Below are 13928 nucleotides of genomic sequence, written 5' to 3' on the forward strand. Positions count from 1 at the left end.
ATTAAATTATTATAAAAATACTGTAAGGAGTTACTGATGAAATATACCACCCTGCCAAAGCTTGGCGATAAAGTGTCAAAGATTTGCTTAGGTACCATGACGTGGGGCCAACAAAATACTGAAGCGCAAGCCCATGAACAGATGGATTTTGCATTATCTGAAGGCGTAAACTTTTGGGATACTGCTGAAATGTATCCATCACCGCCTGCAGAAGACAAACAAGGTGACACCGAGCGTTTCATCGGCACTTGGTTTGCTAAAAATAAACGCCGTGATGAGGTCGTGCTTGCCAGTAAGATATCACCGATGAGTTTTTTGCGTGACGGCAATACTCGCTTTAACGCCAAACATATTGGTGAGGCAATCGATGGTAATCTAAAACGCCTACAGACCGATTATATTGATGTATATCAACTGCATTGGCCAGAGCGTCAAACCAACTTTTTTAGCACTCGAGGCTATACCGAAGAGATGGCTCAGCAAGATTTAAGTGAGTTGACGCCATTTTTAGAAACCATTGAAGCGTTAAATGACGAGATTAAAAAGGGCCGTATTAGAGCGTGGGGCTTATCCAATGATACCGCTTGGGGCGTGATGCGCTACTTGTGGGAAGCTGAACAAAATGGCTTGCAAGGCCCTATAACGGTTCAAAACCCATATAGCTTACTTAATCGCCTGTATGAGGTTGGCTTAGCTGAAGTGTCTCACCGTGAGAATATTGGACTGCTTGCCTACTCGCCTCTTGGATTTGGCGTCTTATCTGGTAAATACCTAGATGGTAAAAAACCAGAGGGTGCGCGCTTGACTATGTATGATCGTTTCCAACGCTATATTAATGAAGAAGCCAAGTCAGCGACAGAGCAATATGCACAAATTGCCAAAGATGCGGGACTAGATATGGCACAAATGGCGCTAGCATTTGTAAACAGCCGTCATTTTGTGACCAGTAATATTATTGGTGCAACCTCAATGAATCAATTAAAGTCCAATATTGACAGTATCAATCTTGAGTTAAGCGATGATGTATTACAGGCGATTGAAGCGGTACATACTAGACAACCAAACCCATCACCTTAGTTGATGACATCATTTGTTAACGCACCTTATTTTAGGACGGAACACAACTGTCTTAAGCTGAGGTCTTATCAGATTTGGTCAAGACACGCAATTTGAGTGAATCTAAACCTTGCTGCATATGCTCTTGGAGCTCCTGGGTAAGCTCTTCGCGTGTTTTACCAGTAGTAGATAAAGGCTCTAGAGGTAGGATATAAGCGGTTACTAGATGGCTATCCATCACATTCAAAAAACTTTCAACAAAGGTAGTCTCGCCGACAAAAGGTAACGTATCATCGAGCTCACCATCAGCATTCACATAGCAGATAACAATGGGCTGCACGGGTTTGTCCGCATCAATCGCTGATTGCAGCAATTTGCCATACAAAGGTTTAATACAACTGCCGTCGTTGGTGGTACCTTCTGGATAAAAGATAACCGAGTGGCCTTTTTTTAGAAAGTCAGTTATTTGATCAGATACTTTGCCTGAATCACCAGAGCCGCGCTTGATGAATAACGAACCGCAAGCACGCGCTAAGCGGCCAAAGGCCGGCATGGCCTCCACTTCTGCTTTAGATAGAAAGAACGCTGGCACTACGCTACCCATTACGGGAATATCCATCCAAGATACGTGGTTGGCAGCCCACAGACCTTGCGTCTCTGGCATCGGCTCAACCTCAACCACCTTGACATTAAACGCGCCTGCCATTTTGCTACAAAATATCTTATTGTAGCGCAGTACCTTGTCACGCTTTGGCTCATCGCCCCAACCATCAATTTTGCTAATGGCTCTATAACCATTGACCATGGTGGTGGTCATGCCTTTAAGCACCTGACCTCGTTTGAGCTGCGTACTCACTGGTGTGGCTAGAAACTGACGTAGTTTGCGTACTTTTAACAGGCGACTGCCTTTCGAATTAAGACTGGGCTTGTTTTTGGTAGTATCCTTACCTGACACTGGTTGCGTCATATAAATCCTTAGTTAAATCAGTGCAGTAGCACTTTAAATATAAAATAGTGTGTGGTCAGCAATTATGCTGATAGCATCGATTATATCAGTATTTATCTGTATCAAGTAAAATGCTGACAGCATACTTTACTAAATTAGCCTCACACTATATCTTTTGAATCTATCTAGACAATGCCAGTTTGAATAACTTTTGCTAATAAATGTGTGGCTATCACGCAGAATCTTGTTTTTTGTTCAACACGCGGCTATGCAGCTCTTCTAGACCTGCCTGCATATGATCTTGCAGCTCCGCTGTTAACTCCTCTCGCGTTTTACCTGTAGGAGATAGCGGCTCAAGGGGCAATACGAAAGCCGTCACAGGCTCACTATCAATCACTCTAAATAGACTGTGCTTTAAAGAAATACCGCCGTAAAAAGGTACGGTCTCATCAAGCTTGCCTTTGTGATTGACATAGCAGATAACCATGGGCTGAACGAGTGTGTCTGCATCGATAGCCGCCTGTAGTAATTTACCATGTAGCTTTTTGATATGAGTGCCATCTGTGGTAGTCGCCTCAGGATAAAACAGCACCGAATAGCCCTGCTTTAAAAAGGTCGTCATCTGTGTGGCAACAGAAGCAGCATCACCAGAGCCACGATTAATAAATAGCGTACCGGCCGCTTTGGCCAACACCCCAAATACAGGCATCTTTTCCACTTCCGCTTTTGATAAGAAGAAAGCAGGCGTTACCGTGCCCATAACCGGAATATCCATCCAAGAGATATGGTTACACACCCATAGTGCATGTCTTTGCGGCACTGGCTCAACCTCAACGACTTGCACCCCGAACACACCGGCTGCCTGACGACAAAACGCTTGAATATATTTAGGCAAAATCTCACGTGGTGGTTCACGCCAAGCGTCAATCTTGGTTGCGGCTCTATAACCACCAATCATAGTATTGCTAAGGCCCAATACCACTTTACCGCGTCTGGCTTGTTGCTTAAGCTTATGTGCCAATTTGCTCCTAAGTGATTTAGGAGAGGTTGACTCGTTCGATTCAGATGATTTAAAAGCGTGATCTGATTGTGCTGATTTATTATCGTCTGTCTTATTAGATTGTGTCGTTTGCTTCAACATATGCCCACACTGCCCTATTTATGAGTTATCTATTGGAGAAATTTCATTCATTGCGGTGTAATGGATAAATACCAATAACATCAGGATTATAGCAAACAATCAATCCCAGTTATCAAGTGTTCACTGAAATTATAATGACTCATTAGTGCCCTGTTATGTCTTATATTTGTATTAATTTAGACGTTTGGCCTTTTAATTCGCCACTGTTACCGTCATTAATAGACAGTAACGGGAAATAGTTTGGTATAAATAATGACCAAATCATTTATAATCCGTACAACATAAATTAATAAGATAGGTGGATATTTTTGGAGTATTTTGAGAGACACAAAGGTGGCGAGCGTGCCATCCTAGTACATTTAGATGTTAGACAAATCTCAGACCCTGATGACTTAGAAGAATTTAAGTTATTGGTTGATTCAGCAGGCGCAAACCAGCTGGAAATTATTAAGGGTTCAAGGCAAAAGCCAGATGCCAAGTATTTCGTGGGCAGTGGTAAAGCGCAAGAGATTGCAGAGCAAGTGCAAGCATTAGGTGCAGATATTGTGATTTTTAATCACAGTTTATCACCCTCGCAAGAGCGTAACTTAGAGGCGTTATTTCAGTGCCGCGTGCTAGATCGCACCGGTCTGATTTTGGATATTTTCGCTCAGCGTGCTCGTACTTATGAGGGTAAACTGCAAGTAGAATTAGCTCAGCTAAACCACTTAGCAACTCGATTGGTACGTGGTTGGACGCATTTGGAGCGTCAAAAAGGGGGTATTGGTCTGCGTGGTCCAGGTGAAACTCAGCTTGAGACGGATAGACGTCTACTGCAAGTGCGAGTGACTCAGTTAAAGAATCGCTTGGATAAAGTAAAACAAACCCGAGCGCAAGGCCGTGCAAAACGTCAAAAGTCAGATGTATTGACCATTTCACTGGTAGGCTATACCAACGCTGGTAAATCATCATTATTTAATCGCTTAGCCGATGAAGATATTTACGCTGCTGACCAATTGTTTGCAACCCTTGATCCAACGCTACGACGTTTGGACTGGCAAGGCGTTGGCCGTGTGGTTCTAGTTGATACCGTTGGTTTCGTACGTCACTTACCTCACGAATTGGTTGAGTCGTTCCATGCAACGTTAGAAGAGACGCTTGAAGCTGACTTATTACTGCACGTCATTGATTCTGCTAACCCAGAGATGCATGAGCAAATTAAAGCGGTAAAAGATGTATTGGCAGAGATTAATAACGATGTGCCAGTGCTCAATGTTTATAACAAGATTGATTTAACCGGTGAACCGGCTCGAATCAATTATCGTAAGCCGAATGTGCCAAGCCGCGTCTATGTATCTGCCAAAGCTGACCTTGGTATGAGCATGCTGAGCACAGCGGTTCAGCAGTTATTAACCGGTAAATTAAATACCTTTGAGCTAACCCTACCCTTTGATGCCGGCAACTTAAAGAATGAGCTGTATCGTCTAGATGTCGTCGAGCAAGAAGGCTATGATGAATCGGGCCATGAAATATTAACCATTCGCTTGCCTGCAGATATATTGCAGCAGTTATTGGGTGAAGCCGATATTGACCCAATGGATGTCCTGCCGACCGAGCAAGCTGAGCTGTTAATTCCTAAGCTTGAGCCTTTTGAGAAGCAACTAAAAGCCGAACAAGATGAGCAAGAAGCTTTAGAAGCCGACCGTCTATATGAAGAGTCATTTGATGATAGCTTATTAACCTCGAAAGATAACAATAATGTTTAAGCATAGGTTATATACTAAGCGAGCTTAGATTTAAAGTCTGACTTACTTACTATAATTAGCTTGATAAGACAGCTGTTTAATAAAAAAGCAGCAATCCATAAGGGTTGCTGCTTTTTTATTAGCTGCATGATTTTCCATACCCTAGTCAAATCAACGTAAGGTTAAACATTGACGCCTATAAGTATTATTGAGATAGTCAGTATATTTAGTTTAAATCCTCAAGCTATTGCCAATCCTGCTTTGCCCCACTATCATAATAATTTATTCAAAGAGACAAGGTCATAAATTATAGTTATGGCTCTTTGAAAGCTCTATGAATAAATCTGCTCGCTTTTCTATCAACGTCAACGGGTAATAAAACGCTATGTCCCATTCTCATGCCTCCTCTACCGCCAAAAAGAAGCTGTCATTGCCGATTGCTATTTTATTAACTTTGGCAATTGTCATCTTTATTCGTGAAGGTGCACTATTGGTATGCCAAGCGCTTGGCTATGCCAGTGCGGCTAACATCGTCGGCATGATTACCTTGTTTGTCTTACTAATGATATGGCGGTTTACTATTGGACTGCCTGAATGGATTACTGCTGCCAGTAATACCTTATTGGTTGATAGTGGCTTTGCTTTTCTACCAGTCTCAGCTGGCGCAGGATTATTACTATTTGGATTAGGTGATGAGCTGCTTGGTATTATCGTGACCATGGTGGTTAGTACTTTGCTACCGTTATGGGGCTTGGCTACCTTAGCAAATTACTGGCTTGGTGAGAATAAGCAAGATAACGAATCAAGCTCGCACTCTTCTTCTTCAAATGATAACCATTAGATAAGGCGGCTTACTATGACATTACTTGACCAAATGCCTGCGGGTACCACGTATATGACTATTGCCGCTGCCTTTTTACTTACCTTAGTCGCGCATACGCTTGCCCGGATTCTTGCCAAGCGTATCTCTGGTCTGCCTATGGTAATTACTGCCCTAGTGTTAGTATTGGTATTTCTATTTACCTTTAGCTGGGATTATGACCATTATTATGCGGTCGCCAAACCTATTTTTGATCATCTACTGGGGTATGTGACTGTGCTATTGGCCATCCCACTAGCGACCATGAACTTCAAAGGGCTGCCCATCAAAAAGCTCACTATCATTGTTGTTATCGCCAGTGTGGTTGGTGCGCTATTACCCATGAGCATGGCTTACGGCTTCGCACTCAGTCATGATACTATTTTGGCGTTTGCTTCACGCTCAGTGACTACTCCTATTGGCCTTAGTATTGCAGAAATCATCAAAGCACCGTTGGCACTGGCTAACCTTATTATTATCGTCTCTGGACTACTTGGCGGTGCGGTGGCACGCTTCTTATTCCGCCGTGTCGATGATGACAGAGCCAAAGGTTTAGCATTAGGTCTTGCCGCTCATGCTTTTGGTACAGTTGAGGCATGGCAAATTAGTCATACCGCTGGTCGTTATGCTGCTTTTGGCTTAGCAGTAAATGGCTTAGTGACTGCGGTTTGGGTACCTATTTTCTTAGCTGCTTGGTTATAGGATACTTTTGATAACCAAACGATAGTCCGATATCTATAAATGATTGTTATTAATATCAGCGTCATATTTATTAGTTACTCTAATCCCTCAATTAATGTGCTTTGATTTAAGTTGAGGGCGCTGCTAAAAGCAGTAGCACAATAACAGAAATATTGTTACTTATTCTTTCTATAGTGCTGTCAAAAGGATACGAGCGGACATAAGCATTAGATACGCGTCCTGATAAATGCTATATTAAGGATGCTAATAGCCTGTTCTAAACCCTAAGGTCATTTTCAACTTGATTCTTAATAGGACATTGTACAATTCTAATGCCGCGTCAAACGCCTACCCTTTCTCACACATAGCTAAGCCACTCTTATCACTCCTTTGTTGTCGATAAGAGATTGATTATCTGTGCGTGAGTGATGCTTTACTAGCGTACTTTGCTATATAAAAAAGCAGCATCTAAGCGTAAATAAATGATAGGGCGTGACATAAGTGACAAGTGATCGGTACAGCACTCGAACAGGCAAGCCTATAATCGATAGTCATTAATCAGGTCTATCAAACCTAAATTCTATAAGGCATCGCTAACAATAAATGATTGATGAGTCTCTGACGAATCACCATTAGCGACGCAATTTGGCTATGCGACTATACTGCAAGATATTTTTCTTGCCTTCTTAATTAATACGGCGTTTATAAAGTGAAAACAACTATGACTGAATTGTTGAATAAAATACTCTCTCGTTCAGCCAAATTTGCTGTTGGTACAGCGTTAATCTCATCCTCGTTAATGGCAGCGCACGCAGGCAATATGTATATCTATAAAGATGACTCTGGACAGGTACTGCTTACTAATGTTAATCCTTCTGGTAATTTTGACAAGTTCACCCAGAAAGTTAAAGTCACCTACTATCCAAGTGCCTCTGAGCTCCCTGATGCATCTTCTGGTTCCTCTTTAAATAGCTATAACGGTTACAGCGCTCCAAGCACCAGCAGCAAGAACAACGCGTATGACCAATATATTATGGCGTCTGCTACCCGTCATGGCGTTGACCCTGCCTTAATGAAAGCAATGATGCATACCGAATCTGCATTCAACCCCAATGCCCGCTCTCCCGTTGGGGCACAAGGATTAATGCAGCTAATGCCAGCGACTGCGCGCCGCTTTAAAGTACGAAATGCGTGGAACCCAAGTGAGAATATCGAAGGCGCAGCCAAATATATAGCGTGGCTGAGCAAACGCTTTAAAGGTAATATTGAGCACGTGGTTGCTGGATATAATGCCGGCGAAGGCAACGTTGATAAATACGGCGGTATCCCTCCATTTAAAGAAACCCGCAACTATGTTAAAAAAGTATTGGGCCGTTATAACAGCCTATATAAAAATGACTCGAATCTGACCGGTGCCTCTAATGCTAACCTAGCTGGCAGCAACGAGGGTAGTTTTCAACACGCAAGCTTTGCTACTTCTAATAATGGTTATTCACAGTCTGCTTTTAATGCGCTACGCTAATATAGTCAGCGAAAGACTAAGCGAAGGAACTATCCCGTGCTAATTTAAAGCCTAGTGTGTAATCTTTCTGTGTACGCTTAATTCTTATAGTCTGTGACTTGTCCATTTATAAGCTTTCTTTTCGTAAACTTATCTTAGGGCGAGAAAAAGACAACAAAAAAGCCAAACCCGAAGGTTTGGCTTTTTTGTTTATATAGCACTCACTGGTTGCATCTGAGCGAGTCTATAAGTGGGTTACTGCTAATTACTGAACTGGTACTTCCATTAGTAGTACACGAGAATCTTCTAGTGCTTCTACATCAAAGCCAGTGGTATCAACAATACCCATACCGTCACGAGTATCTAATACTTCATCACCGATTTTTACTTTACCTTCGATGATAAATGCATACACCCCATGGTGTGAACCTTTTAGGTCATAATGTGCGGTAACACCTTTGTCAAGGTTGCCCATATGGAACCAAGCGTCTTGATGAATCCATACGCCAGCATCATCAGGGTTTGGTGACAAAATCTGACCAAATTCATTTGGTTTTAACATATCAGCAATTTTTAATTGCTGATAACGTGGCTGAACACCTTGCTTGTTAGGCATCACCCAGATTTGGAAAAATTTAACCGGCTCGCCAGTTTGACCATTCATCTCACTGTGTACAATACCTGTACCAGCAGACATCACCTGAATTTCACCGCTTTCGATAATACCGTTGGTACCGATAGAATCTTTATGCGCTAATTTACCTGATGTTGGAATAGAAATAATTTCCATATCACGGTGTGGGTGAGTACCAAACCCTTTACCGCCTTCAACATGGTCGTCATTAATCACACGTAGAGCACCGAAGCCCATACGCTCAGGATTGTAATAATTAGCGAAGCTAAAAGTATGTTTGCTTTTTAACCAGCCATGATTTGCATCACCACGAGTATCTGCTTTATGTACGATAGTTTTCATAATTAATCCTTATTTTTAATGTCATATCGATTAAACGCAGCTATTGTATCATACACATATACTTAACCGTAAGGTGCTATTGTTAATTTAAGTTTAATTGTGTAAAGTCAGATAACTGATTATTTATAACAGTATTTAGATCAATTCAACAAACTCATTTACATCAGCAGTTCACGCTTACCGCCTTTACCCATGGCGCTTACCAGTCCGGCCTCCTCCATTGAGTCGACAATTCGAGCGGCTCGATTGTAGCCAATACTAAATTTACGCTGAATACTCGATGCAGATACTTTTCGAGTTTCCATCACAAAGGCCACAGCCTCATCATAAAGCGCATCATCCTCCCCAGAAGTATTACCTACACCACTACTACTTGGACTGGTTAGCTCAAAATTACTGGCCATATTGTCAATATAATCTGGTGCGCCGCGTTCACGCCACGCGTCACAAACACGGTTCACCTCTTCATCACTGACATAAGCGCCGTGCACACGGTCAGGCTCAATTTGGCCAGGGCCTAAGAACAACATATCACCGTTACCAAGCATGTCCTCAGCGCCGCCAGCGTCAAGGATAGTTCGTGAGTCGACTTTTGAGTTCACACGCAGTGCTGCACGAACTGGAATGTTGGCCTTAATCAGACCGGTAATAACGTCAACCGATGGGCGCTGGGTTGCTAGCATTAAATGAATACCTGCCGCTCGTGATTTCTGTGCCAAACGAGTAATCAGCTCTTCAGCTTGTTTACCAACTTGCATAATCATATCGGCAAACTCATCTGCGACGATGACAATCATCGGTAGCGTTTTAAGCTTTGGTGCTTTATCAATACTCACGCTGTCATTCGGACGCCACAATGGATCAATCATTGGCTTGCCAGCCTTCTCTGCGGCAATTACCTTCTTGTTAAATTCGCTTAACTTACGAACCTTTAGCAAACTCATCAGCTGATAACGACGCTCCATTTCTGCCACACACCATGCCAAGCTACTGGCCGCCTCATTCATATCGGTAACGACCGGTGTTAATAAGTGAGGAATATCGTTGTAGTTAGCAAGCTCTAGCTGCTTAGGGTCAATCAAAATCATGCGCAGCTCTGAGGGCTTGTACTTTAATAGCATCGACAGCAGCATTGAGTTAACCAGTACTGATTTACCAGAACCTGTCGTGCCTGCTACAAGCATATGTGGCGCGCGGGCTAAGTCAGTAATAATTGGATTGCCGCCAATGTCTTTACCCATTGCCATACTAATTTGAGCTTTTGGATCTTTAAACTTCTCAGTTTCTAATAGCTCAATTAAGCGTACCATTTCACGTTTTTTGTTCGGTACTTCGATGCCAATGTACGGCTTACCTGGAATTACCTCTACAACACGCAGTGATGCCATTGATAGCGAACGTGCTAAGTCACGTGAGATGCCGGTTACTTTACTGGCCTTAATACCTGCCGCTAAGTCAACTTCAAATCTTGTGACTACTGGACCTGGAATCGCATTGACGACCTGTGCTTTAACATTAAACTCTTGTAGTTTAATTTCTAATAATTCAGACAACTGATCCAGCTCTTGTTGCGTATAACTTGGCTTACGATCAGGATCTGGCTTGTCCAAAATCGACAATTCAGGAATTGGGCTTAAGCTTTCACGGTGTTTGGCGGTTTGCATAGCACGACTGCTTGACGCAAAAGCGGCATCATCGTGAATCTGCGGCAGTGTTGGCTCATCATCGACATCCGGTACCATATCTTCAATATGGTTACCCGAATCGCCTTCCGGTGTTGCAAAGCGAATCGTTGGCGTTACTGGCTGAGTGGAAGCCGACTTGTCTTCAGGCTTATGCGGCTCTTTTGGATTCGATGGCGGTGTATTGGTTGGGTTTAAATCAACGGTTAGTTGCTCAATCTCTACCTCTTGAACCGCTTCTTCCAGCTCTACAGGCGCTTCATAAGCAGACTCCGGTTCTGGTTCTTTGTTTGACTCAGACACTGTGCTCGAGCCCATTGCCACTGTCGATGCGGCGGCTACTGAGGTGGTTACAATGCTTTTGGCATTATCTGATATATCGACCAAGCGATTGTCAACCCAGCTGCTTTTTTGTTCTGCTTTGTCATAAGTCTCTAACTGAGCTGCTTCATTGTCTTTATGCGCCACAAAGTTAGTGTCTTGTTGCTCAGTCTTATCAACAGTAGCTTCAGCCGCTTGTTCTTCTACGACACTCTGCATAGTTGAAGTCTCATTAGCATCAACCGTGCTTTCTATTACAGTCTCTGGTCGATTTGGTGCGATGTCTATCACTTGCTCGAAGGCTTCTGCTTGCTCAGGATTTGCATCTACTCCAAGCGTCGTTTGCATTTGGTTATTATTAGCCACTGCAACCGGTAAGGCTTGCTCATCAAGCAGTTCATCAATAGCTTCTTGATCGTTCCAAGCAAAACTTGGCTCTTGTTTTTTAGGTGCTGTATTGCTCGACGCTTGCGCATCTTCAAACTCTGCTTGGTCTAATCGCTGCTGCTCAGCACGTGCTTCTTGCTGCTCCTGCTCACGCAGCGCCAAAATACTCTCGCTCAGGCCAGAATTCACCAAGAATTCATCAAGCACATTACTCAGACCAGAATCACCTGTCTCTTTGACAGTAGCCTGCTCATTCTGCGCCTGCTCTTCATTTAAACGCTCTTCTTCTGTCTGTTCAGGCAAATTCAATTTTAACTGGCTTAATAATGGCGAACTATTGTCTTTTTCTGAGTCCTTGTCTGTTTCGACTGTTGCGTTAGCCGCCTCACTGTTGGTGCCTTCTTCTGTCGATTCAAAGGCTTGCTCGGCAAGACTATCTTCACGCTGTGCTCGACGTTCGCGCAGCCCACTGCCAAGCCAAGACAGGCTAAACACTTCTTTAAATACTCGCATCCAGTGAATATCAAAGGCAAAGGTTGTGGTCAGTAAGGTAAATACCAATAAAAACAGACCAGCGCCATAGAGCGTAATCAGACCTGTTAAACGGCTGGCTACTTCTGCACCCAAAATACCGCCATAACGGGCATCACTTTGAGACGCAAATCCGAGTACATGTGGCACAATTGCAATCAGCCCACAGCTGGCCAGTAATAAAAACACATAACTAATAACACGCAGCACACCAAAGGCTTGATCACGCTGCCACCACTGACATAACGCTTCATACGCCAAAAATATCAGTAGCCACCATGCTGACCACCCTAAAAAGGTATATAGAAAGTCGGCAATCCATGCTCCCTCTGCCCCGCCCATGTTACTGATATCACCCATATCACTACTGATACGTGACCAACTCGGGTCATTCGGGCTATAAGTGATAAGAATAACGAACACAAATGCGGATAATATGACGGCAAGTGCTGTGAACATGGCTTTTTTTGCGGTGTGAATTTGGTGTGCCGTTATCATTAATATTTCCCAACTTAGAACTTATAAAAAACGTCAATTGATTATGGTACCGAGCCGTGAAGCAATTTTGCTTAACCCGAGCCATATAACCCTCTATAATAGCAAATTGCGCTCTACTTTCGAGCATCTTCACGCTTATTTATCACATAAATAAATATGATAACTTAAACTGATTTGTTATTGTTACCGTCTGCCCTCATTGTAAAGGGCATAGATATTGATAAGTATGGCAAATAAACAGGCTTGGCCGCTATTATTAGCGGCTTTCATTGTCATTAGCCCTTGTTATACTGATACTCTTTTAAAATATTATTGTTCATTTTAAACCATTAAGGAAAATCAATGACTCAAGATGCAAACGCGCCACGTCATCACAAACTTATCATCTTAGGCTCAGGCCCTGCCGGTTACTCAGCTGCTGTTTATGCGGCACGTGCAAACCTAAAGCCAGTGATTATCTCTGGTATGCAAGTTGGCGGTCAGCTAACCACAACCACAGAAGTAGACAACTGGCCTGGTGATGCGCATGGCTTAACCGGTCCAGACTTAATGATTCGTATGAAAGCGCATGCTGAGCGTTTTGGCACTGAGATTGTTAATGATCATATTAATTCAGTGACCCTAACTGAGCGTCCTTTTAAACTTGAAGGTAATGCTGGCAGCTACACTTGCGATGCGCTAATCATTGCAACCGGTGCCTCTGCACAATATTTACAGCTTGAGTCGGAAGAGAAATTTAAAGGCTTAGGCGTATCAGCCTGTGCAACCTGTGATGGTTTCTTCTATAAAGATCAAAAAGTAGCCGTCATCGGTGGCGGTAATACCGCTGTTGAAGAGGCGTTATATCTGTCTAACATTGCCAAAGAAGTGGTGTTGGTGCATCGCCGTGATAGTCTACGCTCTGAGAAAATTCTTCAAGATAAAATCTTTGAAAAAGCTAAAAATGGTAACATCACCATCGAATGGAACCATCAAGTGAAAGAAGTCCTTGGTGATGACATGGGCGTTAATGGCTTGATTATCGAATCGACTCAAGATGGCAGCACCAAACATCTTGATATCCACGGTATGTTCGTTGCCATTGGTCATAAGCCAAACACTGAGATGTTCAATGGTCAATTAGACATGAAAGATGGCTATTTAGTGGTAAATAGCGGCACTAAAGGCAATGCGACTCAGACCAGTATTGAAGGTGTATTTGCTGCTGGTGACGTGGCCGATAACGTATACCGTCAAGCCATCACATCAGCGGGTACAGGCTGTATGGCGGCGCTGGATGCAGAGAAGTACCTAGACTCTATCGGTGAAACAACAGCGACGGATCACACTTACGATTCAACGCTAACCAAAGACAATGATGCAGATGCTTAAGCGGTTTAAACGCTAACACCGCTAACTGTATCAATGAGAGTCTACTACTGACTTGAATGCGAATAAAGGTGCTGCTCATAGAGTGGCGCCTTTTTTATGTTTGGCAGACGATATAGGCTAAGATATACATACAGCACTAGGCTTGGTACTATAAAGCCTTGTCGTTATGCTATCTATTTATCCGTTTAACCTTTTAAATACTCTCAATCTTTAGCAATTATGGATGCCTTTGTGACCCCAGACAATCAAAGCAA

Annotated in this window: 10 protein-coding genes; 6 read left to right on the forward strand and 4 right to left on the reverse strand. The window is 43.0% G+C overall.

The window, feature by feature from the left end; genetic code table 11:
• Window positions 1-36 precede the first annotated feature (36 nt).
• Window positions 37-1077 carry an aldo/keto reductase gene (locus tag AC2SLO_RS10170; RefSeq protein ID WP_486543804.1) on the forward strand — a complete coding sequence of 347 codons (1041 nt, stop codon included), beginning with the start codon at window positions 37-39 and terminating at the stop codon, window positions 1075-1077.
• A gap of 52 nt (window positions 1078-1129) precedes the next feature.
• Here the strand turns inward: AC2SLO_RS10170 and AC2SLO_RS10175 are convergent, their stop codons facing one another.
• On the reverse strand, window positions 1130-2023 hold the full coding sequence (locus AC2SLO_RS10175; RefSeq protein WP_486543803.1) for a lysophospholipid acyltransferase family protein: 894 nt from the start codon (window positions 2021-2023) through the stop codon (window positions 1130-1132).
• A 211-nt stretch (window positions 2024-2234) separates the two neighbouring features.
• Window positions 2235-3023 (reverse strand): lysophospholipid acyltransferase family protein, encoded by a 789-nt coding sequence (locus AC2SLO_RS10180; RefSeq protein ID WP_486543811.1) that lies wholly within the window; start codon window positions 3021-3023, stop codon window positions 2235-2237.
• A gap of 428 nt (window positions 3024-3451) precedes the next feature.
• Between AC2SLO_RS10180 and hflX the strand changes: the two genes are divergently transcribed.
• From hflX to AC2SLO_RS10200, 4 genes are all read left to right on the forward strand, one after another.
• The gene (gene hflX / locus AC2SLO_RS10185; protein ID WP_486543802.1) at window positions 3452-4888 is read left to right on the forward strand and encodes a ribosome rescue GTPase HflX; all 1437 of its coding nucleotides are present in this window, start codon (window positions 3452-3454) and stop codon (window positions 4886-4888) included.
• Window positions 4889-5252: 364 nt separating this feature from the next.
• The gene (locus AC2SLO_RS10190; RefSeq protein ID WP_486543801.1) at window positions 5253-5708 is read left to right on the forward strand and encodes a CidA/LrgA family protein; all 456 of its coding nucleotides are present in this window, start codon (window positions 5253-5255) and stop codon (window positions 5706-5708) included.
• A 15-nt stretch (window positions 5709-5723) separates the two neighbouring features.
• The gene (locus AC2SLO_RS10195) at window positions 5724-6428 is read left to right on the forward strand and encodes an LrgB family protein (protein ID WP_486543800.1); all 705 of its coding nucleotides are present in this window, start codon (window positions 5724-5726) and stop codon (window positions 6426-6428) included.
• Window positions 6429-7128: 700 nt separating this feature from the next.
• Window positions 7129-7929, forward strand: a complete 801-nt coding sequence (locus AC2SLO_RS10200) for a lytic transglycosylase domain-containing protein (RefSeq protein ID WP_486543799.1) — start codon at window positions 7129-7131, stop codon at window positions 7927-7929.
• Between the two features lie 244 nt (window positions 7930-8173).
• Here AC2SLO_RS10200 and AC2SLO_RS10205 read toward each other — a convergent pair whose 3' ends face one another.
• Entirely contained in the window at window positions 8174-8884 is a 711-nt protein-coding gene (locus AC2SLO_RS10205; protein WP_486543798.1) for a pirin family protein, read from the reverse strand.
• 158 nt (window positions 8885-9042) lie between these two features.
• Window positions 9043-12303: a DNA translocase FtsK 4TM domain-containing protein gene (locus tag AC2SLO_RS10210; RefSeq protein ID WP_486543797.1), complete on the reverse strand. Its 3261-nt coding sequence runs from the start codon at window positions 12301-12303 to the stop codon at window positions 9043-9045.
• 342 nt (window positions 12304-12645) lie between these two features.
• Here AC2SLO_RS10210 and trxB point away from each other — a divergent pair, with 342 nt between their 5' ends.
• Window positions 12646-13674: a thioredoxin-disulfide reductase gene (gene trxB, locus AC2SLO_RS10215; protein WP_486543796.1), complete on the forward strand. Its 1029-nt coding sequence runs from the start codon at window positions 12646-12648 to the stop codon at window positions 13672-13674.
• The last annotated feature ends 254 nt before the right edge of the window (window positions 13675-13928 follow it).

This window comes from Psychrobacter sp. CX14, from assembly GCF_057396205.2.

Coding starts and splice junctions, on each gene's coding strand:
- AC2SLO_RS10170 (WP_486543804.1), top strand. CDS start 37: ATGAAATATACCACCCTGCCAAAGCTTGGCGATAAAGTGTCAAAGATT.
- AC2SLO_RS10175 (WP_486543803.1), bottom strand. CDS start 2,023: ATGACGCAACCAGTGTCAGGTAAGGATACTACCAAAAACAAGCCCAGT.
- AC2SLO_RS10190 (WP_486543801.1), top strand. CDS start 5,253: ATGTCCCATTCTCATGCCTCCTCTACCGCCAAAAAGAAGCTGTCATTG.
- AC2SLO_RS10195 (WP_486543800.1), top strand. CDS start 5,724: ATGACATTACTTGACCAAATGCCTGCGGGTACCACGTATATGACTATT.
- AC2SLO_RS10200 (WP_486543799.1), top strand. CDS start 7,129: ATGACTGAATTGTTGAATAAAATACTCTCTCGTTCAGCCAAATTTGCT.
- AC2SLO_RS10205 (WP_486543798.1), bottom strand. CDS start 8,884: ATGAAAACTATCGTACATAAAGCAGATACTCGTGGTGATGCAAATCAT.
- AC2SLO_RS10210 (WP_486543797.1), bottom strand. CDS start 12,303: ATGATAACGGCACACCAAATTCACACCGCAAAAAAAGCCATGTTCACA.
- trxB (WP_486543796.1), top strand. CDS start 12,646: ATGACTCAAGATGCAAACGCGCCACGTCATCACAAACTTATCATCTTA.